Raw genomic sequence first — 20,168 nt, 5'->3', positions numbered from 1 at the left:
CCCGGCGCGCGTCCGGCTCAGGTCCGCAGCTCCGCCGTGCAGCACTTCACACTGCCGCCGCCCTTGAGCAGCTCGCCCAGGTCCACGCCGATCGGTTCGTAACCGCGCTCCCGCAGCGGCTCGAACAGCCCCACCGCAGCCTGCGGCAGCAGCACGTGCCGCCCGTCGCTGACGGCGTTGAGACCGAAGGCGCGGGCGTCCGCCTCCCCCACGACGACCGCGTCGGGAAAGAGCCGGGCCAGCACCGTGCGGCTGCCCGGCGAGAACGCCCCCGGGTGGTACATGACGGCGTCGTCGCGGGAGTCGTCCAGGACGCACAGAGCCGTGTCCAGGTGGTAGAAGCGCGGGTCGACCAGGTCCAGGCCGATCACCGGGCGGCCGAAGAACTCCTGCGCCTCGGGGTGGGAGAGCGGGCTGCTGCGGAAGCCGCGGCCGGCCAGCAGCCAGGAGGCGGTGACGGCGAAGTCCCCCTCGCCCTCGTTGACGTGCTCCGGCTCGTGGACCTCGGTGAACCCGTGGGCGCGGTACCACGCCAGGTGCGCCGCCGCCTCCCCGGCCCGTTCGGGGTGGGCGAAGCGGGCGCCCAGCACCCGGCCGTCGACCACGAGCGCGCCGTTGGCGGCGTACACCATGTCGGGCAGCCCCGGGTCGGGGGCGAGTTCCTCGACGGTGTGGCCGAGCGAGCGGTACAGGTCGCGCAGGGCTTCCCACTGCGCGACGGCGAGCGGGAGGTCCACGGGCTTGGTGGGGTCCATCCACGGGTTGATGGAGTAGCTGACCTCGAAGTGCGCCGGTGGGCACATCAGGTAGCGGCGGGCTGAGTACACGGGGGCTCCTCACAGGATCGCTGCGTGGCGGAGGTGTCGCACGGTGTGAGCACATGGTCCACCCGCCGGGGCCGCCGCGTCCCCGGCACGGCGGGTTTTCCCTCCCCGGGAGGCGTGCGTCACACCGGCGGCGCACCCGTGCCGACCGGGAGGGGGCCGTGCCCGCCGCCGTGCCCGCCGCCGTGTCCGTCACCGCACCCGTCGCTGTGACCATCGCGACGGGCTTCCGATTACGCATCGGCGCCGCGGAGGGCGCAGGATGGAGAAGGTCATCCGAGATCCGTGGATTCGGCCCGGCTGAGGGCCTTCGGTTCCGTACCCTCGAAAACCCACGGTCCCGGTCGCGAGTGAGGCGGTTCATGGAACGCGAAAGCAGAATCTCCCGATGGCTGCGCCGACGCTCTCGGAGCGGTACGCACGCGAGCGCCGTGCAGGAGGCGGCCCGCGTCCGGGAGGATCTGCTGCTGACCGCGGCGGCCGCCGGCTTCCCCCTGGCACCGGCCGCGCACCCCGAGGGCTACGGCTGTTCCTGCGAGCGGATCGGCTGCCCGACCCCGGGCCGACATCCGGTCTCCTTCGCCTGGCAGACCCAGGCCACCACCGATCCCGAGCAGATCGCCCGCTGGGCGGCGAACCAGCCCCTGGCCAACTTCGTCACCGCCACCGGACGCACCCACGACGTGCTGGACGTGCCCGTGGTGGCCGGCCGGGCCGCGCTGGAGCGGCTGGAGGCCGAGGGCGTGGAGGTCGGGCCGGTGGCGGTGTGCGGAAACGATCCGTGGTCGGGTCGGATGCTGTTCTTCACCGCCACCCGGGGAACCCCGGACGACGAGGACGAGTGGTGGCCCTGCGAGCTGGACTGCCACCCCGAGACGCTCGACGACCACCCCGGCCTGCGCTGGCACTGCCGGGGCAGCTACGTCCTGGTGCCGCCCGCGCGGCTGCCCGGTGACGAGCGCGACCCCGCGGTCGGGTGGCTGCGCGCGCCCGAGCGGCCGCTGCCCGACCCGTTGACCCTGCTGGAGGCCCTGACCGACGCGTGCGCCACGCACGCGGAGGAACAGCCCGAACACTCGGCGCCCTGGCCGGTCCGCTGACCGTACGGTTCGCGCCGGCCGGGCCCGCGCGAACCGCCCGGCCGGCGCGGCCTCACTCGCCCTTGGCGCCGGTCAGCCGCTGAAGGCGGTAGAGCAGTCGCACCGTCGGGTCCGCGGCGTCCGCGGCGGGGACGGCGGCGACCTGGAGGGCGAGCCGGAGGTACGTCACCGACTGTCGGGGCGTGCCCTCCAGCAGCGCCTTGACGTAGGGGTCCTTGACCTGCGGGCGGTACCCCTCGGCGACGGTCTGCCTCATCTGGTGGTGGGTGGTGAAGAAGACCAGCGCCCCGCCGTCGCGCGTGCGCAGCCCCACCGGGGCGTAGCGCGCGTCCTCGGCCGGCAGGTCGGCCCACTCGGTGCGGGATCCGGAACCGACCGCCGTCTCCTTCCGCCGCTCCCGCAGGGCACTGGTCAGCGCGCCGTCGGCGAAGGTGTCGCCGCCCTCGCGCAGGTAGTCGGCGTAGGCGCCGCTCAGGTCCCGGGGAGCCAGCGCCAGGCCGGCGGTCTCGTCGACGGGGACGGCCTCGACGTGGCCCTCGCCGTCCCGCTCGAACTCCGGCATCGCGGCGGGAGCCAGCACCGACAGGTACGACGCCTTCCAGTCCTCCTCGATGCCGCCACGGGTGAAGACCAGCAGCCACCGCTTGCCCGGACTCCGGTCGGAGGCGGTGTCGGCGACGAAGAACTTCGGCCAGCCGGCCTGCCGGGGGATCAGGAAACGGGCGTCGTCCAGCTCCAGCGGCCTGTGGTCCGGGTTGCCCTGTGGGTGGACGGCGCGACGGGCCCTCAGCCCGGCCTGGTCGACGGTGCCCAGGGGGCCCGTCTCGATGGTGGCGTTCAGCTCGGCGTCGAGGGCGCGGTTGGCCTCGTTGTTGGTCTCGGTGAAGTGCTCCAGGACCTTCGCCGCCTCGGCCTCGGTCGTCGCCGGGACCAGGGCCTCCTCGCCGTGCACCGTCACACAGCCGGTCAGTCCCGCCAGGCTCGCCAGCGCCACCGCCAGCACCGCCGCGGTCCGCAGTCCCAGCCCACGCGCCTTCGTCCGCACTCTCTCCGACCCCTCCCGGACCCTCACGAGGCTCTACCGGCGGAACCCTACCGGTGCCCCGGGCCGTCCGGGCTCCGGGTGGGGCCCCGGCACCGTCCGGCGCCGGGCCCCACCCGTCGGGTCAGGAGGTCGAGCAGGGACCGCCGTTGAGCGTGAACGCGTCCGGGGCCGTGTTCTCGCCGTTCTCGCCGTTCTCGCCGTTCCAGGTGCCGGTGAAGCCGATGCTCACCGAGCCGCCCGCGGGGATGGTCGCGGTGTACGAGGCGGGCCGGACGGTGACCGCCGAGCCGCTCTGGGTCGGCGTGCCGCCCCACATGTTGGTGACGGTCTGCCCGTCGGCGAACTCCCACTCCAGCGTCCAGCCGTCGATCGCCGAGGTGCCGGTGTTGCGGACGGTGACCTCGCCCTGGAAGCCGCCCTGCCACTGGCCGACGATCCGGTAGGCCACCGTGCAGGCGCCGACGGGCTCCTGGTCGCCCGCGCGGGTGGTGACGGTGACGCCGGCCGAGCGCTGCGAGCGGTTGCCGGCGGCGTCCTTCGCGTACACGGCGAAGGTGTAGGAGGTGTTCGCCGTCAGACCGGTGAGGGTGGCGGAGGTGCCGGTGGTGGAGCGGACGACGGTCTCGGAGGTGCCGTCGACGCGCACCACGTCGTATCCGGCGACCCGGTCGTCGTCCGTCGAGGCGCCCCAGGACAGGGTGACGCCGGTGGAGGTCACGCCGGAGGCGGTGGGAGTGCCGGGGCGGGACGGCGGGGTGGTGTCGTCCCCGCCGGAGCCGCCGCCGTAGACGGTGGCCTCCTCGGCGGTCGCGGCGATGCCGTTGGCGCCGTCGAAGAGCCGCTCGCCCCAACTCGTGAGCGCGTTCGGGTCGAAGCCCTCGACCATGTCCAGGTACTCGACGCCGCCGCCGTTGCCGCTCCAGGACCAGCCCAGGTACCCCAGGCCGAGCCGCTCGGCGGTGGCCAGGATGGCGTCCTCGTCGGGGTTGCCGTCGCTGTGGTCGTGGCCGAACTCGCCGACGGCGATGGGCAGTCCGGCGGTCACGAAGTGGTTCAGGTAGTCCTGGACCTCGGCGGCGGTGTCGTACACCCCGTACATGTGGATGGAGAAGATCGTGTTGCGGTCGGGGTCGGCGGCGAAGACGGTGGAGGCGTTGGCGCGCATGGTGCCCGACCAGTCCTGGCCCCAGTTGGGCGCGTCGACCATCAAGGCGTGGTCGAAGCCGGCGTCGCGCAGCTTCCGGATCGCGGCGCCGGTGTCGGCCGTCCACCGCTCGTAGCCGCTGTTGCCGTGCGGCTCGTTGCCGATGTTGACGACGATGTGGTCCTCCTGGCCTTCCAGGGCGCTGCGGACACTGATCCAGTAGTCGGCGGCCCGGTCCAGGGAGACGGCGCCGCTCTGCTCGCCGTAGCCGGTGGTGTCGTGCACCTCCAGGACACAGATCAGTCGGTTCCGCTTGCACTCGGAGACGACGTTCGCCACGTCGGCGACGTCGTTGCGGGTCCAGCGGTCGCCGCTGCTGAGGACGACGCGGACGGTGTTGGCGCCCTTGGCCTTGATGTGCTCCAGGGAGTCCAGCTCGCCGGTGTACCAGGCGTGGGGGTGGTTGACGCCCCGCATCACGAAGTCGTTGCCGTTGGCCTCCAGCAGGCGCCCGTCCTCGACGTGGAGGCCGGTGGCGGCGTCGGTGGTGTCGGTGGTGTCGGTGGTGTCGGTGGCCGCGTGGCCGGGCTGGCCGAGACCGAACAGGGACAGCGCCAGGCCGAGGACCAGGCCTGTGGCAGTTGTGGTGCGGGTGGTGCGTGGTCTCATCTGTCCCTCCAGTGGGGCGATGGGTCTGACAACGATGTCGAGGTGTGCTGCGACGGGTGGCGCGGCACGTACCTGGGAGCGCTCCCAATGAACCCCTGTTGTCCATGTCACGTCAAGAGGGGCGACAAGAGTCGGTGTTCGGCCATCACCCGGCGCCGCCGGAGCCCCGCCCCGGCCGACGGGGGACGGGGCGGGGCCGGCGGCGGCGCCGGTGTCCCGCCGACGGCCCGTCCGCGCGGTCAGGGCAGGGTCAGGATCTCCGCCCCGGACTCCGTGACCACCAGTGTGTGCTCGAACTGTGCCGTCCGCTTGCGGTCCTTGGTCACCACCGTCCAGCCGTCCTGCCACATCTCCCACTCGTGGGTGCCCAGCGTCAGCATCGGCTCGATGGTGAACGTCATGCCCGGCTTCATCACCGTGGTGGCGCGCGGGTCGTCGTAGTGCGGGATGATCAGCCCCGAGTGGAACGAGGTGTTGATCCCGTGTCCGGTGAAGTCGCGCACCACTCCGTACCCGAAGCGCCTGGCGTAGGACTCGATGACCCGACCGATGACGTTGATCTGCCGTCCCGGCTTCACCGCCTTGATCGCGCGGTTCAGCGACTCGCGCGTCCGCTCGACCAGCAGCCGCGACTCCTCGTCCACCTCCCCGCACAGGTAGGTGGCGTTGTTGTCGCCGTGCACGCCGTGGACGTAGGCGGTCACGTCCAGGTTCACGATGTCGCCGTCGCGCAGCACGGTGGAGTCCGGGATGCCGTGACAGATGACCTCGTTGACCGAGGTGCACAGCGACTTGGGGAACTTCCGGTACCCCAGCGTCGAGGGGTAGGCGCCGTGGTCGCACAGGTACTCGTGCGCCACCTCGTCCAGTTTGTCGGTGGTCACGCCCGGGGCGATGTGCTCGGCGGCCGCCTCCATGGCGCGGGCGGCGATCCGTCCCGCGATCCGCATCTTCTCGATCGTCTCGGGGTCCTGCGCCTCGGGGCCGGTGTACGGGGCCGGCGCCTCCTTGTCGACGTACTCCGGACGCGGGATCGAGGCGGGGACGGCGCGGCGCGGCGAGAGGGTGCCGGGGACGAGAAGTGACTGGCCAGACATGTGCGCGAGTCTAGCCGCGGTAACGGACGCCCCTTCGGGGCAGCATGGATCACATGGCACTGTTCAATCGCAAGGCGACCGGCAGGCCCGGCGAGTGGTTCTACTGCCTCGAACACCGTGTGGTCGAGGAGGGGCCCCAGTGCCCGGCCAGGAACCGCATGGGGCCCTACCCCTCCCGCTCCGAGGCCGAGCGGGCGATGGAGACGGCCCGGGAGCGCAACGTCCGGTGGGAGAACGACGCCCGCTGGAACGACGACGACCCGGGTGGCGACCCGGGTGGCGACCCGGGCGACGAGCGGGGGGACGGGGAGCGCTGACGGGTGCCGCGCCCGGCGGCGGCCGGCCCCGCCGTTCCGAACGCGCTCGCTACTCACCGGTAACCCCTGGTGGTGCCGACCGACGGGACCCTGGCAGGATCGGACCCATGACCTCGAACGAAGCTTCCGCAGAGACCCCGAAGAAGGCCCCCGCCACGGACCCCTGGGAGCTGCCCGACGTCTCCGGCCTGGTGGTCGGGGTGCTCGGCGGCACCGGTGACCAGGGGCGCGGCCTGGCGTACCGGCTGGCCAGGGCCGGGCAGAAGGTGATCCTGGGCTCGCGCACCGCCGACCGGGCGCGGGCCGCCGCCGAGGAGTTGGGCCTGGGCGTGGAGGGCGCGGACAACGCCGAGTGCGCGCGCCGCAGCGACGTGGTGATCGTCGCCGTCCCCTGGGAGGGGCACGCCGCGACGCTGGAGAGCCTGCGGGAGGAACTGGCCGGCAAGCTCGTCGTGGACTGCGTCAACCCGCTCGGCTTCGACAAGAAGGGCGCCTACGCGCTGAAGCCGGCGGAGGGCAGCGCCGCCGAGCAGGCCGCCGCGCTGCTGCCCGACTCCCGGGTGACCGCCGCCTTCCACCACCTGTCGGCCGTGCTGCTCAAGGACCCGGAGGTCGAGGAGATCGAGACCGACGTGATGGTGCTCGGCGAGGTGCGGGCCGACTGCGAGATCGTGCAGGCGCTCGCGAGCCGCGTTCCGGGGATGCGCGGCGTCTTCGCCGGCCGGCTGCGCAACGCGCACCAGGTCGAGTCGCTGGTGGCGAACCTGATCTCGGTCAACCGGCGGTACAAGGCGCACGCCGGGGTGCGGCTCACCGACATCTGAACGACGTTCCCCGGGCGCGGAGTGCGGGGCACGGGACGCGGACCACTCCCCGGCCCCGCTCTTCCCCGCTCTTCCCCGCTCCCCCCTGCTCTTCCCCGCCCCTCCCCGCCGCCCGGGTGCCGGCGGGGAGGGGAGCCGGAGGCCGCCGGGGCGCCCCCGTCGCCGTCGGGCCGATGGGTGACAATGGGGATGTCGTGTCGCAACGCCGTACCCCTGGAGCACGCCCTCATGGCCCCCTCGTTCCCGCCCCGGCGGCTGTCCGCCTTCGCCCTGGTCGTCTGCGGCCTCGCCGTCGTCGCCGCGCTGGTGGCCTTCGTCAAGGGCGCCTGGCCGGTGGGGGTCGTCTGGATCCTGATGGCCGGGCTGTCGTCCAACATGGCCTGGTACTACGTGCGCCGCGACCGGCTGGAGCGGGCCTCGGCGCAGGTCAACGGGGAATGAGGCCGGTGGGCGGCTCGCCCTCCCAGAAGCGGAAGTACTCCAACCCGTAGGCGGTCTCCCACCAGGAGACGCCCAGCGCCTCCAGCACCGCGTCGATGCCCGTCCAGAAGACGGCGTTGACCTCGGGAATCCACAGGCAGGCGAAGACCGCGAGCAGCCCGAAGGGCGCGAAGGGCTCCACCTGGCGGCGGATCCGGTACGACAGCCAGGGCTCCAGGACGCCGTAGCCGTCCAGACCGGGTACCGGCAGGAAGTTCAGGAGCGCGGCCGTCACCTGGAGCATCGCCAGGAAGGCCAGCGCGCACCGGAACGCCACCGGCGCGTCGTCCATGGCGCCGAGCCAGAACGGGGCGGTCAGGGCCAGGGCGAGGAAGGCGTTGACCAGGGGGCCCGCGGCCGAGATCAGGCTGTGCCTCAGCCGTCCCCGGACGCGGTCGCGCTCGATGAACACCGCGCCGCCGGGCAGCCCGATGCCCCCCATGATCACGAAGAGCACGGGCAGGACGATGCTCAGCAGGGCGTGGGTGTACTTCAGCGGGTTGAGGGTGAGGTACCCCTTGGCGCCGATGGAGAGGTCGCCGCCGTGCAGGGCGGTGCGCGCGTGCGCGTACTCGTGCAGGCAGAGCGAGACGATCCAGCCGGAGACGACGAAGAGGAACACCGCGAAGCCGGTGTTGGTCGCGAAGCCCGACCAGACGCCCCACGCCGACACCCCCAGCACGGCCACGAGGGCCAGGAATATGGGACTGATCCGCCGGTCCGTACGGGGGTGGGTCGCTGTCATGGGCACCGACCGTACTCGGCGCGGTCGCCCGGCCGCCAACCCGGTCGCCGCCGACGTCCGCGCCCCGGCCCGTGCCCGGTGGGAACCGTTCACGCGGTGATCCCCGAGCGGGGAGAATGGCGGGATGCGCTATCGGTACGAGGTACTGGGCGGCACGCGCGTCCTCGACGAGGACGGCGCCGCCGTGCCGCTGGGTGGCACCCGGTTGCGGACACTGGTGACCGCGCTGGCGCTGGCGGGAGGGCGGACGGTGTCCACGGGCGCGCTGGTGGCAAAGGTCTGGGCGGACGGGGATCCGCCGGCCGACGCCGTGGGCGCCCTCCAGGCCCTGGTCGGACGGTTGCGCAGGACGCTGGGGCGCGACGCCGTCGTCTCCCAGGAGGGTGGCTATCGGCTCGCGGCCGACCGGGACGACGTGGACGTGTTCCGCTTCGAGCGGCTGGTGGCGGAGGGCACCCGGGCGCTGGACGCCGGGGACGCCGCGGGCGCGGTCGGGCCGCTGGACGAGGCCCTGGCGCTGTGGCGGGACGATCCCCGGACCGACCTCCCGGACGCGGCCGAGACGGCGCGGATCGAGCGCCTGCGACTGGCGGCCGTCCGGGCCCGGACCGAGGCGCGCGCCGCGCTGGAGGGCCCCCGGGAGGTCCTCGCCGAACTGGCCGAGCTGTGCGCCCGCCATCCGCTGGACGAACCGCTGCAGGCGCTGCGGCTGCGGGCTCTGCGGGACGCGGGACGGACGGCCGAGGCCCTGGCGGCCTACGAGGAGGTGCGCCGCGAACTGGCCGAGCGGCTCGGGGCCGACCCGGGCGCCGAGCTGCGCGCCCTCCACGCCGAACTGCTCCGCCGGCCCGCGCCCCGGGAGGCGCGCGGGAACCTGCGGGCCCGGCTGACCTCCTTCGTCGGGCGCGAGGCGGAGCTGGCGGCCGTACGGGAGGGCCTGGCCGCGCACCGGTTGCTCACCCTGGTGGGGCCCGGCGGCTCGGGGAAGACGCGGCTGGCCCAGGAGGCCGCCGACGGTGTGGCGCGGCGGTGGCCGGACGGGGCGTGGCTGGCCGAACTGGCCCCGGTGGGAGAGGCGGCCACGGTCGCCGAGACGGTGCTGACCGTGCTCGGCGGACGCGAGACCGTGATCCGCGGGGCGGGCGGCGACACGGCCCGGTCCGCCGCCGACGCGTCGGCGCGGTTGGCCGAGCTGTGCGCCCACCGGGAGTTGTTGCTGGTGCTCGACAACTGCGAGCACGTGGTCGGCGCGGCGGCGGAGCTCGTCGAGACGCTGCTGACGCGCTGCCCCGGTGTGACGGTGCTGGCCACCAGCCGGGAGCCGCTGGGGGTGCCGGGCGAGGTGGTGCGGTCGGTGGAGCCGCTGCCGGTTCCCGTGGCGCTGCGGCTGCTGGAGGAGCGGGGGGCCGCCGTGCGGCCCGGTTTCTCGACGGCGCGGGACCTGCGGGCGTGCGAGGAGATCTGCCGTCGGCTGGACGGCCTGCCGCTGGCGGTCGAACTGGCGGCGGCCCGGCTGCGGGCCCTGTCGCCCCGGCAGATCGCCGACCGGCTGGACGACCGCTTCCGACTGCTGACGGGCGGGAGCCGCACGGTGCTGCCCCGACAGCAGACCCTGCGGGCGGTGGTCGACTGGTCGTGGGAGCTGTTGGAGGAACCGGAGCGGGCCGTGCTGCGGCGCCTGTCGGTCTTCGCGGGCGGCTGTGAGCTGGAGGAGGCCGAGGCCGTCTGCGGCGGCGACGGCATCCCGGCGGACGAGGTGGCGGTGCTGCTCGCCTCACTGGTCGACCGCTCCCTGGTCGTCGCGGAGACGGCGGACACGGCGAACACGGCGGACACGGCGGACCCGGCGGGGGGGACGGGAACGGGGACGGAGAAGCGCGGGGACGGTGCGGACGGCGAGGGCGGTCGGATGCGCTACCGCCTGCTGGAGACCGTCGGCGAGTACGCGGCCGAACGGTTGGCGGAGGCGGGGGAGCGGGAGGCGGTCGAACGACGTCACCTGGTCGCCTACCGGGAGCTGGCCCGCACCACCGACCCGCTGCTGCGCGGCCCCGAACAGCGCCGCCACCTGGACCGGTTGGAGCGCGAGCACGACAACCTGCGCGCCGCGCTGCGCCGGGCCGTCTCCGCGGGCGAGGAGCAGGAGGCGCTGTGCCTGGTGCTGTCGCTGAGCTGGTTCTGGGACCTGCGCGGCCACCGCACCGACGCCCGCACCTGGTCCGGGGCCGTCGCGGAGCTGGGGCCCGACCCGTTCGAGCCGCCCGTCGCCCCCGCTCCACCACTCGTGGCACGCTGCACCGACACCCCGCCGCCGATGCCGCCCGAACAACTGGTGGAGGCCAGGAGGCAGGTGTGGCTGATCCACCTCACCAGCGGCGAGCCGGACATGGAGCAGCTTGAGACCCCGCGGACGTGGGCCCGCCTGCGGGGCCTCGCCGACGCCTACCGGCCCGGTCTGCCGCAGGTCTGCCGCCCGCCGGGCATGTCCTGGTTCTACGCGCTGGTGCTGCTGGGCGAACAGGAACTGATCGACGAGGTCTTCGACGCGGCCGTGGAGACCTGCCGGAGGCTCGGCCGGCAGTGGGAACTGGCCTGCGCCCTCCAGCTCCGCGCCAAGATCCTGATCGGGTGGAGCGACAGCGTCGCACGGGTCGTGCGCGACACCGACGAGAGCCTGGAGATCTTCTCCCGCCTCGGGGACGCCTGGGGCGTCGCCGAGGCGCTGTCCGGCCGCGGCGAGGCACGCGAGCGGCACGGCGACCTCGCCGGCGCCGTCGAGGACTACCGCCGGGCCATCGGGGTCGCGGAGGAGTTGGGCGCCCACACCCAGGTGGTGGTGTTGCGCACCCGGTTGGGCAGCGCCCTGCTGGAGTCGGGCGGTGTCGGGGCGCTGCCGGGCGAGGACGGCGAGCGGATGCTGCGCGAGGTCGTCGCCGATGCCGACCGGACCGCCGGTGACGCCGCGCACTTCGCGCGCATCCAACTCGTCTTCCACCTGGGCGTCACGGGCCGGACCGCCGCGGCCCGGGAGCACCTGGCGGAACTGGAGGACCGGTTCCGGGGTGGGGCGCCGGACATCTTCCTCGGCATGGTCCGGGGGCTGCGCGGTTGGCTGGACGTGCTCGACGGGCGGTACGAGGAGGCGATCGAGGTGCTGCGCGAGTCCCTGCGCCGGACCCAGGACGGCCTGGCCTGGTTCGTCGCCCCCCGGCTCGCCGTCTCCCAACTGCCCTACGCGGCCCACGCGCTGTCCGCCGTCGGGCGGGCGGCGGACGCGGCGCGCCTGCTGGGCGCGTACGACGGGACGGACCGGCCGTACGGACCCGGCGAGGCCACCGTCCGGGAGAGCCGCGCGCGGGCCGAGGCGGCGGCCCGCGCGGCGCTGGGGGACGAGGCGTACGAGCGGGCGCACGCCGAGGGCGGCGGCCTGTCCCTGCGGGAGGCCGCCGCCCTCGTCTGATCCGTCCGGCCCGGCCCGGTTCCCCGGCTCCCGGGTCCGGGCGGGGTCGTCACCCCGTGCGGCGGAACCGCGCCACCGCCGGCGGTGCCGTCACCGCCGTGATCGCCACGGCCCACAGCAGCGTCACCGTCGCCGGGCCGGCCACCGCGCCCTCGCCGTTGACCAGGTGGCGGGCGGCGTCCGCCAGGTTGGACAGCGGGTTGACCTCGGTGAAGGACCGCAGCCAGTCGGGCATCGTGGCGGGGTCGGCGAAGATCGACGACCCGAACTGGAGGGGCATCAGCACCGTGAACGCCGCTCCCTGGACGGCCTGCGGCCCCGGCAGTACCAGCCCCAGCAGGATGAAGACCCACATCAGGGAGATCCCGAAGGCCAGGGACAGACCGACCGCGGCCAGCAGCTCCGGGAGCCCCGACCGGAGCTCCAGGCCCAGGAGCAGTCCCACGGCCAGCAGGATGACCGTCGCGACCACCAGCCGGCCCGTCTCCACCACGACCCTGGCGACCAGCACCGAGGAGCGGGCGATGGGCAGCGTCCGGAAGCGGTCCATGACGCCCTTGCGGACGTCGTCGTTGACGCCGGTGCCCACGGCCATCGCGATGTTCAGGCCCATCATGGCCATCAGGCCCGGCACCACGTAGTTCACGTACTCCTGTCGGTCGCCGGCCAGGGCGCCGCCGAAGACGTAGACGAACAGCAGCGTGAAGACGACCGGCATCAGCAGGACGTCGAACATCGACTGCGGGTCCTGGCGGATCTGGAGGACGTTGCGGCGGGCCAGGGCGGTGACGTGCCGCAGGGTGGCGCGCGGTCCGATCCGGCCGTCGTGCCCGCCAAAGGGGCGCGGGGGGACGGCCCCCGTGGCGGCCGTGGTGCCGGTCCCGGTGGTCCCGGTGGTCCCGGTGGTTTCGGTGGTGCTCACGCGGCTGCCTCCTCGCGCGGCTCGGACGTCCTCTGGCCGGTGAGGGCGAGGAAGACCTCGTCCAGGCTCGGCAGGTGGGTGTCGATGTCGGCGACGGCGAAACCGCGCGTGGCGAGCACCGAGATCACCTCGGTGAGCCGGCCGTCGTCGGTGACGGGGACGTGGACCAGCCCCTCGACCGGGTCCGCCGTGGCGGTGCCCAGGCCCGCCCGGGCGACGGCGTCGACCAGGTGGTGCAGCTCGCCGGGGTCGGCGGGGCGGATCCGCAGGGTGCGGCCGCCCACCTTCTCCTTCAGCTCGCCGACCCGGCCCCCGGCGACCACCCGACCCCGGTCGATCACCGTCAGCTCGTCGGCGAGCCGCTCGGCCTCCTCCATGTACTGGGTGGTGAGCAGGACGGTCATGCCGTCGCCGACCATGCGCTCCACCTCGTCCCACACCTCGTTGCGGGTGCGCGGGTCCAGACCGGTGGTCGGCTCGTCCAGGAACAGCACCCGTGGGCGGCCGATCATGGAGGCGGCCAGGTCCAGCCGGCGGCGCATGCCGCCGGAGTACTGCCCGGCGGGCCGGGTGGCGGCCTCGGTGAGGGAGAATCGTTCCAGCAACTCGTCGGCCCGGCGGCGGGCACCGGCGCGGGAGAGGTCCAGCAGCCGCCCGATCAGGTAGAGGTTCTCGCGGCCGGAGAGCTTCTCGTCCACCGAGGCGTACTGCCCGGTCAGTCCGATGACCCGGCGCAGCGCGTGGGGCCGGCGCACCACGTCGTACCCGGCCACGGAGGCGGTTCCGGCGTCCGGGGTCAACAGGGTGGCCAGGCACCGCACCAGCGTCGTCTTGCCCGCCCCGTTGGGGCCGAGCACACCCAGGACGGTGCCCTCCGCCACGTCGAGGTCCACCCCGTCGACGGCCCTGGTGTCGCCGAAGCCCTTGACCAGTCCGCGCACCCGCACGGCGGCGCCGTCGCCGGGCTGCCGGCCGTCCGCCGGGGCGGCCGTGTCCGTCGTCTGTCGTCGTGTCATGCGGCCACGTTCGCAGCCGCCGCCGACGGACCGCCGACACCCGACCGACGGACGGCCGACAGCCCGCCGACGGCACCTCGCGGGTCTGTCGGCGGGCTGTCGTGGGGTGACCGGCGGGGGAAACCGGTCGGAGGGTGGTCGGTGCCGGACCGGCGGCCGGGGTCGGCCGGGGTCGGCTGCGGACGGACCGGGGCGGACCGGTCAGCGGAAGCTGTGCTCCTCGGCGGGGAACGCGCCGTCCACCACGTCCCGGGCGAACTCCCGCGCGGCGTCGCCGAGCGTCTCGCGCAGCTTCGCGTACTGCCGGACGAAGCGCGGCACGCGGCCCGACGTCATGCCCGCCATGTCCGTCCACACCAGCACCTGCGCGTCGCACCCGGCGCCGGCGCCGATGCCGACGGTCGGGATGTGCAGGGAGCGGGTGACCTCGGCGGCCAGCTCGGCCGGGACCATCTCCAGGACGAGCGCGAAGGCGCCCGCGTCCTGGGCGGCCTTGGCGTCGCGCAGCAGTTGCTGCGCGGCCTCCTCGTCGCGGCCCTGGACGTAGTAGCCGCCCAGCGCGTTGACCGACTGCGGGGTCAGTCCCAGGTGGGCCATCACGGGGATGCCGGACCGCACGAGCAGCTCGGTCTGGGGCAGGGACCGCTCGCCGCCCTCCAGCTTGATCGCGCCCACGCCCGCCTCCTTCAGCAGGCGGGTGGCGTTGCGCAGGGCCTGGACGGGCCCCTCCTGGTAGGCGCCGAAGGGCAGGTCGGCGACGACCATCGCGCGCCTGGTGCCGCGCACGACAGCGGCGGAGAGCACGGCCGTCTCGTCCATGGTGACGGGCACGGTGCTGTCGTAGCCGAGGTGGCAGTTGCCCGCGGAGTCCCCCACGAGCAGGACGGGGATGCCCGCCTCGTCGAAGACGGACGCGGTCGTGGCGTCGTAGGCGGTGAGCATGGGCCACTTCTCGCCGCGCTCCTTGGCGGCGGCCAGGTCCCTCACGGTGATGCGTCGCTGCTGCGTCCCGCCGTACAGCGCCTTGCTGCCGTCGGCGGACTTCTGGGCGTGCGTCATTGCGCCGGCTCCTGTGTTCGTCGTCTCGAGGCGCCCTGACGGCGTCCCCGGATTCACGTCCATGGTGGCACTCCGGGTGGGGGGAGGGAAGGGGGGTCGTGGTACCGCGCGCACGGGGCGGGAGGGGGGGGGCCGGAGAGGAACGGAGCGACCGGGGAGGGGCGGGAGGAAACCGTGGTGGGAGCCGTGGGGGAGGCCCGCGCGAGGAGCCGGGGAGCGTGAAACGATACGAGACGGTCCCGTATCGTATCGGGTCTACACTGGCCGCATGTCCACACCGAGCCCCGCCCCCGCCCACCCGCCGATACCCGAGGCCGTCCACCGCCGGCGCTGGGCGATCCTGGCCGTGCTGATGCTCAGCCTGTTGATCGTCGTGCTGGACAACTCGATCCTCAACGTGGCGATGAAGACCATCGCCACCCCCGCGCCCACCGGCCTGGGCGCCACCCAGGGCGAGTTGGAGTGGGCGGTCAACTCCTACACGCTGGTCTTCGCGGGGCTGCTGTTCACCTCGGGCCTGCTGGGCGACCGCTACGGGCGCCGGAAGGTGCTGATGTCCGGCCTGGCCCTGTTCGGCGTCGCCTCGGTGCTGGCGGGCATGTCCGGGTCCCCCGGCGAGCTGATCGCCTTCCGCGCCCTGATGGGGTTCGGCGGCGCCTTCGTCATGCCCGCCACCCTCGCGATCCTGATGAACGTCTTCGACCGCGACGAGCAGCCCAGGGCCATCGGCATCTGGGCCGCCGGGGTCGGCCTGGCCATCGCCATCGGGCCGATCACCGGTGGTGTGCTGCTGGAGCACTTCTGGTGGGGCTCGGTCTTCCTGGTCAACGTTCCCATCGTGGTCGTCGCGCTGGTCGCCATGGCGCTGCTGGTCCCCGAGTCGAAGGACCCCGCCCCCGGCCGCCCCGACCCCCTGGGCGTGCTGCTGTCGGTCGTCGGACTGGTGCTGCTGGTGTACGGCATCATCAAGGGCGGACAGCTCGCCGACTTCACCGACCCGGAGGTGCTGCTCACCGTCGGCGGCGGCCTCGCCGTCCTGGTGCTCTTCGTCCTCCACGAGAGGCGCAGCGACCACCCCGCCCTGGAGATCGGGTACTTCCGCGCGCCCGCCTTCTCGGCCGCCGTCGTCGCCGTCGCGCTGGTCTTCTTCGCGCTGATGGGCGTGACGTTCTTCATGGTCTTCTACACCCAGAGCGTGCGCGGCTACACCCCGTTCCAGACCGGTCTGCTGCTGCTCCCGCTCGCCGCCGCGCAACTGGTCTTCGCCCCCCGGGCCCGGCTGGTCGTCCAGCGGTTCGGCGCCCGCGCCACCTGCACCGGCGGCATGCTGGCGGTCGCCGTGGCCATGGCGGCGTTCCTGCTGCTCGACACCGACACCCCGATCTGGGTGCTGGAGGTCCTCCTCGTCCTCCAGGGCACCGGGATGGCGCACATCATGCCGCCGGTCACCGTCACCGTCATGCAGTCGCTGCCACGCCGGAAGGCCGGTTCCGGATCGGCGATCAACAACGTGTTCCGCCAGGTCGGCGGGGCGCTGGGCGTCGCGGTGCTCGGCTCGGTGCTCTCCACCGCCTACCGGGGCCGGATCGAGGACGAGCTGGCCGCCGTGCCCGGACTGACCGAGAGTGCGCGGCATACGGCGGGCGAATCCATCGAGGCGACCCTGGCGCTGGCCGACCGGCTGGGCCCGGCGGGCGGGGCCCTGGCCGAGCGGGCCGCCGCGGCGTTCGTCCACGCCATGCACGTCACGGCCCTCGGTTCCGCCGCGGTCGCCCTGCTCGGCGCGCTCGTCGTCGTACTCTTCCTGCCCGGGAGGCGGGCCGCGCCGGCCGGCGCCGAGGAGCGGCACGGCGCCTTCGAGGGGGCCGGGGAGGACTCCCCACGGGACTCACTGGAGGCGGAACGATGACCGGGGTCGAGGTCGAGGGCACGGACGGCGGCGGGAACGGCGGTGGGAACGGCGGTGGGAAGGGGAGCGTGCCGGAGACGGGCGCCGCGCGCGCCGCGCGCGGCAGACCGCGCAGCGTCGCCGCCGACCGGGCGATCGTCGAGGCCGTGCTGCGCCTGCTGGAGCGGGGGGTCGGCGTCGACGCGCTCTCGATGGAGGGCATCGCCCGCGAGGCGGGGGTGGGCAAGGCCACCGTCTACCGCCGCTGGCCCGGCAAGGACGCCCTCCTGCTGGAGGTCATGCGCACCCTGGACGAGCCGCCGATCGTCCCACGCGGCGAGTCCGTGCGGGACGACCTGGTCGAGATCCTGGAGCAACTGCGCCGGCGGGGCCTGGCCAAGCGGAACTCGGCGTTGCTGAGGGCCATGATGGGCCACTTCCACAGCCACCCGGAGCTGTGGAGGGAGTACCACGACTCCACCATCCGCGCGCGGCGCGATCTGCTCCACTCGGTGCTGCGACGCGGCATGGCCGCCGGGGAGATCCGCACCGACCTGGACGTCGAGTTGCTGGGCGAGCTGTTCGTCGGGCCGATGCTGTCACGGGCGATGCTGCACGAGTGGAAGGCGCTGCCCCCGGGACTGGCGGAGGACATCGTGGACGGGGTGCTGGACGGCGCCCGGCCACGCTGAGCGGGCCGTCCGTTCGGGGCCGCCCCGCCGCGGAGGCGCCGTCCGCCGCCGGCCGATCACCGGCCGGCCCCTCCCGCCCGGGGCGGACGCCCGTGCGTCCGACACCCCGGCGCGGTGCCGGAATGTGCGCGTTTCGTTACAGTGGCGAGGGGGCGCCGGAGATCAGGAACCCGCCGCCCGACCGTGTTCGTCCAGGCAGACGTACCGGCGTACGGGCCGCCCCCGCGGACCGGCACGCCCAACACACGCAAGACCGGCCACCACCCGGAGAGCCGGACCGGGGTGGCGGCCGTTGTGACGGCAAGTGAGGACGGCGGATGGCACGGGCGTACATGACGGACACGGAGTCGCGGACGTCGGGAGAGGAGGCGCCCGGCCGCTCCGGACCCGCCCGCCCGGCCGTCGCCCGGCTCCGGCGCGCGTTCACCCGGCTGGGCGGGGAGGGACGGTGGCGGCGCGGGTGGGTGCTCGCGGCGCTCGCCGCGCTGGTCGCCCTGCTGATGGTCCTGCACTCCCGCATCCCCAACCGGTTCGGCAACCTGGGCAGTCTGCTGGAGACCTTCCTGCCGTGGCTGGGCCTGTCGATCCCGGTGCTGCTGGGGGCCGCCCTGCTGCGCCGTTCGGCCACCGCGCTCGTCGCGCTGCTGCTGCCCGCCCTGGTGTGGGCGAACCTGTTCGGCGGACTGATCGCGGACAAGCGGGGCAGCGGCGGCGACCTGACGGTCCTCACCCACAACGTCAACGCCGACAATCCCGACCCGACCGGCACGGCGCGGCAGCTCGCCCGGGCCGGCGCCGACGTGGTGGCGCTCCAGGAGCTGCCGAAGCGTTCGGTCCCCCGGTACGAAGCGGCGCTGGAGGACGCCTATCCGTACCACTCCGTGCAGGGCACGGTCGGCCTCTGGAGCAGGTATCCGCTCAGCGACGCCAGGCCGGTGGACATCGGGATCGGTTGGACCCGGGCCATGCGCGCGACCGTCGACACGCCCAAGGGCAGGATCTTCGCGTACGTGGCGCACCTGCCGTCGGTACGGGTGAAGTTCGAGGCCGGCTTCACCGCCCGGCAGCGGGATCTGGCCGCCGACATGCTGGGCGAGGCCATCGTGCTGGAGTCCATCGAGCGGGGCGTGCTGCTCGGCGACCTCAACGGGACGATGAACGACCGGGCGCTGGCGTCCGTCACCTCCCAGATGCGCTCCACCCAGGGTGCGGCCGGCGACGGCTTCGGCTTCAGCTGGCCGGCGTCGTTCCCGATGACGCGGATCGACCAGATCATGGTGAAGGGGGTCGAACCGGTCTCGTCGTGGTCGCTGCCGCGGACCGGGAGCGACCACCTGCCGCTCGCGGCGTCGGTGAGCTGGTAGCCGGCTCGGCGGGCGCGCCGCCGGGCGGTTCGCGGTCGCCGTCGGCGGCGCGGAGGGTCCGCCCCCACATCGGGGGGACGGACCCTTTCGCTGCTCGTAGCACGGCCGTCACCTATTTGTTTTGTTGCGGAACAAAAAGCTGCCACACTGGGTTGTGGCCGGAGCACACCGACTCCGTCCACTTCTGCGACACGCAACAACCCCCGCGTCGGAAAGGCACCTCCCTCATGCCCTTGGCCCTGCTCGCACTCGCAGTCGCGGCCTTCGGGATCGGTACGACGGAATTCGTGATGATGGGCCTGCTGCCCAACGTCGCGGACGACCTGGGCGTCACCGTGCCCACCGCCGGCCACCTCGTCTCCGCCTATGCCATCGGCGTCGTCGTCGGTGCCCCGCTCCTGGCGGCCGTCGGCGTCCGCGTCCCCCGCCGACGGATGCTGATCGCCCTGATGGGCCTGTTCACCGTCGGCAACCTCGCCTCCGCCCTCGCCCCCGACTACGGGACCCTGCTGGCCGGCCGGGTCCTGGCCGGGCTGCCGCACGGGGCCTTCTTCGGGGTCGGCGCGGTCGTCGCCGCCCGCCTGGTCCGGGAAGGGCGGCAGGCCCGGGCCGTGGCCACCATGTTCCTCGGGCTGACCGTGGCCAACATCGTCGGCGTGCCGGGCGGCACCGCGCTGGGACAGCAACTGGGATGGCGCGCCACGTTCCTGGTCGTCACCGTGATCGGACTGGCCGCGATGGCGGCGCTGGCGGCACTGGTGCCCCACCTGCCGCCGGAGCGACGGGACCCCGCCGACGCCGTCGCCGGCGGCGTCGGCGCCGAACTGCGCCGCGAGGTGCGGGCCCTGGGGAACCGCCAGGTACTGCTCGGGCTCCTGACCGCCGTCTTCGGCTTCGCGGGCGTCTTCGCCCTCTACAGCTACCTCGCGTCGATGGTCACCGAGGTCACGGGGATGGCGGAGTCCTCGGTGACGGTCGTGCTGGCCCTCTTCGGCGTCGGCATGACGCTGGGGGCGCTGGCCGCCGGTCCCCTGACCGACCGGGCGCTGCGCCCCACGCTCTACGGGGCGTTGGCGGCACTGGCACTGGTGCTGGTGGCCTTCCGCCTCACGGTGCACGTGCCGTGGGCGGCGATGGCGACCGTGGTGGTGATCGGCGCGGTCGGCTTCATGACCACCACGCCGCTGCAGATGCTGGTGATGGAGAAGGCGCGCAACGCGCCCACGCTGGCCGCCGCCTCCAACCACTCCGCCTTCAACCTGGCCAACGCAGGCGGCGCGTGGGCCGGCGGCACGGCCATCGCGGCCGGCTGGGGGTGGACCTCGCCGGCCCTGGTGGGGGCCGGTCTGGCCGTGGTGGGACTGGCGATCGCGGTGACGGCGGGGGTGCTGGACCGGGGCGGCGCGCGGCGCTCCCGGGTGGTGGCCCGCGGGGCGCGCGCGGACGCGAACACGACGGACCGCGCGGACGCCGGGGCCGGGGCGCGCTGAGAGCGGCGGCGCCGGCACGCGGCCCCGCCGCT

At 74.0% G+C, this 20,168-nt stretch carries 17 protein-coding genes; 9 read left to right on the top strand and 8 right to left on the bottom strand.

The annotated features are described in order from the left end of the window. Positions 1-17 precede the first annotated feature (17 nt). Complete coding sequence (gene ddaH / locus F0L17_RS06515; protein ID WP_338017979.1) at positions 18-827, bottom strand: dimethylargininase; 810 nt, start codon at positions 825-827, stop codon at positions 18-20. A 359-nt stretch (positions 828-1,186) separates the two neighbouring features. On the opposite strand from ddaH, the gene F0L17_RS06510 reads away from it, so the two are divergent. Continuing rightward, positions 1,187-1,924: a bifunctional DNA primase/polymerase gene (locus tag F0L17_RS06510; protein ID WP_155070319.1), complete on the top strand. Its 738-nt coding sequence runs from the start codon at positions 1,187-1,189 to the stop codon at positions 1,922-1,924. A gap of 52 nt (positions 1,925-1,976) precedes the next feature. Here the strand turns inward: F0L17_RS06510 and F0L17_RS06505 are convergent, their stop codons facing one another. From F0L17_RS06505 to map, 3 genes are all read right to left on the bottom strand, one after another. Then, on the bottom strand, positions 1,977-2,969 hold the full coding sequence (locus F0L17_RS06505; protein ID WP_338017978.1) for an SCO2278 family lipoprotein: 993 nt from the start codon (positions 2,967-2,969) through the stop codon (positions 1,977-1,979). A gap of 121 nt (positions 2,970-3,090) precedes the next feature. Further along, positions 3,091-4,782, bottom strand: a complete 1,692-nt coding sequence (locus tag F0L17_RS06500) for a cellulase family glycosylhydrolase (RefSeq protein WP_155070318.1) — start codon at positions 4,780-4,782, stop codon at positions 3,091-3,093. A 239-nt stretch (positions 4,783-5,021) separates the two neighbouring features. Further along, positions 5,022-5,879: a type I methionyl aminopeptidase gene (gene map / locus F0L17_RS06495; RefSeq protein WP_155070317.1), complete on the bottom strand. Its 858-nt coding sequence runs from the start codon at positions 5,877-5,879 to the stop codon at positions 5,022-5,024. 53 nt (positions 5,880-5,932) lie between these two features. On the opposite strand from map, the gene F0L17_RS06490 reads away from it, so the two are divergent. From F0L17_RS06490 to F0L17_RS06480, 3 genes are all read left to right on the top strand, one after another. Next, on the top strand, positions 5,933-6,196 hold the full coding sequence (locus tag F0L17_RS06490) for a hypothetical protein (protein ID WP_155070316.1): 264 nt from the start codon (positions 5,933-5,935) through the stop codon (positions 6,194-6,196). A gap of 107 nt (positions 6,197-6,303) precedes the next feature. Beyond that, complete coding sequence (gene npdG / locus F0L17_RS06485) at positions 6,304-7,020, top strand: NADPH-dependent F420 reductase (protein ID WP_155070315.1); 717 nt, start codon at positions 6,304-6,306, stop codon at positions 7,018-7,020. Between the two features lie 189 nt (positions 7,021-7,209). Further along, positions 7,210-7,461: a hypothetical protein gene (locus tag F0L17_RS06480; protein WP_338017977.1), complete on the top strand. Its 252-nt coding sequence runs from the start codon at positions 7,210-7,212 to the stop codon at positions 7,459-7,461. On the opposite strand, the gene F0L17_RS06475 is transcribed toward F0L17_RS06480, so the two are convergent. Continuing rightward, complete coding sequence (locus F0L17_RS06475) at positions 7,448-8,245, bottom strand: site-2 protease family protein (RefSeq protein ID WP_155070314.1); 798 nt, start codon at positions 8,243-8,245, stop codon at positions 7,448-7,450. The genes F0L17_RS06480 and F0L17_RS06475 overlap by 14 nt on opposite strands. A gap of 124 nt (positions 8,246-8,369) precedes the next feature. Between F0L17_RS06475 and F0L17_RS06470 the strand changes: the two genes are divergently transcribed. Then, positions 8,370-11,705: an ATP-binding protein gene (locus tag F0L17_RS06470; protein WP_155070313.1), complete on the top strand. Its 3,336-nt coding sequence runs from the start codon at positions 8,370-8,372 to the stop codon at positions 11,703-11,705. A gap of 49 nt (positions 11,706-11,754) precedes the next feature. Here the strand turns inward: F0L17_RS06470 and F0L17_RS06465 are convergent, their stop codons facing one another. From F0L17_RS06465 to panB, 3 genes are all read right to left on the bottom strand, one after another. Further along, positions 11,755-12,627: an ABC transporter permease gene (locus tag F0L17_RS06465; RefSeq protein ID WP_162465889.1), complete on the bottom strand. Its 873-nt coding sequence runs from the start codon at positions 12,625-12,627 to the stop codon at positions 11,755-11,757. Continuing rightward, positions 12,624-13,643, bottom strand: coding sequence for an ATP-binding cassette domain-containing protein (locus tag F0L17_RS06460; RefSeq protein ID WP_155070312.1), 1,020 nt, complete (start codon positions 13,641-13,643; stop codon positions 12,624-12,626). The genes F0L17_RS06465 and F0L17_RS06460 overlap by 4 nt, the downstream gene beginning before the upstream one ends. Before the next feature lie 201 nt (positions 13,644-13,844). Continuing rightward, positions 13,845-14,702 carry a 3-methyl-2-oxobutanoate hydroxymethyltransferase gene (gene panB / locus F0L17_RS06455; protein WP_155070311.1) on the bottom strand — a complete coding sequence of 286 codons (858 nt, stop codon included), beginning with the start codon at positions 14,700-14,702 and terminating at the stop codon, positions 13,845-13,847. A gap of 268 nt (positions 14,703-14,970) precedes the next feature. Between panB and F0L17_RS06450 the strand changes: the two genes are divergently transcribed. The 4 genes from F0L17_RS06450 (at position 14,971) to F0L17_RS06435 (ending at position 20,136) form a co-directional block, all read left to right on the top strand. Continuing rightward, positions 14,971-16,611 carry an MFS transporter gene (locus F0L17_RS06450; RefSeq protein ID WP_155070310.1) on the top strand — a complete coding sequence of 547 codons (1,641 nt, stop codon included), beginning with the start codon at positions 14,971-14,973 and terminating at the stop codon, positions 16,609-16,611. Then, on the top strand, positions 16,608-17,282 hold the full coding sequence (locus F0L17_RS06445) for a TetR/AcrR family transcriptional regulator (RefSeq protein ID WP_155070309.1): 675 nt from the start codon (positions 16,608-16,610) through the stop codon (positions 17,280-17,282). The genes F0L17_RS06450 and F0L17_RS06445 overlap by 4 nt, the downstream gene beginning before the upstream one ends. A 317-nt stretch (positions 17,283-17,599) precedes the next feature. After that, entirely contained in the window at positions 17,600-18,646 is a 1,047-nt protein-coding gene (locus F0L17_RS06440; protein ID WP_155070308.1) for an endonuclease/exonuclease/phosphatase family protein, read from the top strand. A gap of 227 nt (positions 18,647-18,873) precedes the next feature. Then, the gene (locus F0L17_RS06435) at positions 18,874-20,136 is read left to right on the top strand and encodes an MFS transporter (protein WP_155070307.1); all 1,263 of its coding nucleotides are present in this window, start codon (positions 18,874-18,876) and stop codon (positions 20,134-20,136) included. The last annotated feature ends 32 nt before the right edge of the window (positions 20,137-20,168 follow it).

The organism is Streptomyces taklimakanensis (assembly GCF_009709575.1).
GTDB classification, from domain to species: Bacteria; Actinomycetota; Actinomycetes; order Streptomycetales; family Streptomycetaceae; genus Streptomyces; species Streptomyces taklimakanensis.
This window is presented reverse-complemented; position numbering and strand designations above follow the sequence as displayed.

Coding starts and splice junctions, on each gene's coding strand:
- F0L17_RS06510 (WP_155070319.1), top strand. CDS start 1,187: ATGGAACGCGAAAGCAGAATCTCCCGATGGCTGCGCCGACGCTCTCGG.
- F0L17_RS06500 (WP_155070318.1), bottom strand. CDS start 4,782: ATGAGACCACGCACCACCCGCACCACAACTGCCACAGGCCTGGTCCTC.
- map (WP_155070317.1), bottom strand. CDS start 5,879: ATGTCTGGCCAGTCACTTCTCGTCCCCGGCACCCTCTCGCCGCGCCGC.
- F0L17_RS06490 (WP_155070316.1), top strand. CDS start 5,933: ATGGCACTGTTCAATCGCAAGGCGACCGGCAGGCCCGGCGAGTGGTTC.
- npdG (WP_155070315.1), top strand. CDS start 6,304: ATGACCTCGAACGAAGCTTCCGCAGAGACCCCGAAGAAGGCCCCCGCC.
- F0L17_RS06480 (WP_338017977.1), top strand. CDS start 7,210: ATGTCGTGTCGCAACGCCGTACCCCTGGAGCACGCCCTCATGGCCCCC.
- F0L17_RS06475 (WP_155070314.1), bottom strand. CDS start 8,245: ATGACAGCGACCCACCCCCGTACGGACCGGCGGATCAGTCCCATATTC.
- F0L17_RS06470 (WP_155070313.1), top strand. CDS start 8,370: ATGCGCTATCGGTACGAGGTACTGGGCGGCACGCGCGTCCTCGACGAG.
- F0L17_RS06460 (WP_155070312.1), bottom strand. CDS start 13,643: ATGACACGACGACAGACGACGGACACGGCCGCCCCGGCGGACGGCCGG.
- panB (WP_155070311.1), bottom strand. CDS start 14,702: ATGACGCACGCCCAGAAGTCCGCCGACGGCAGCAAGGCGCTGTACGGC.
- F0L17_RS06450 (WP_155070310.1), top strand. CDS start 14,971: ATGTCCACACCGAGCCCCGCCCCCGCCCACCCGCCGATACCCGAGGCC.
- F0L17_RS06445 (WP_155070309.1), top strand. CDS start 16,608: ATGACCGGGGTCGAGGTCGAGGGCACGGACGGCGGCGGGAACGGCGGT.
- F0L17_RS06440 (WP_155070308.1), top strand. CDS start 17,600: ATGGCACGGGCGTACATGACGGACACGGAGTCGCGGACGTCGGGAGAG.
- F0L17_RS06435 (WP_155070307.1), top strand. CDS start 18,874: ATGCCCTTGGCCCTGCTCGCACTCGCAGTCGCGGCCTTCGGGATCGGT.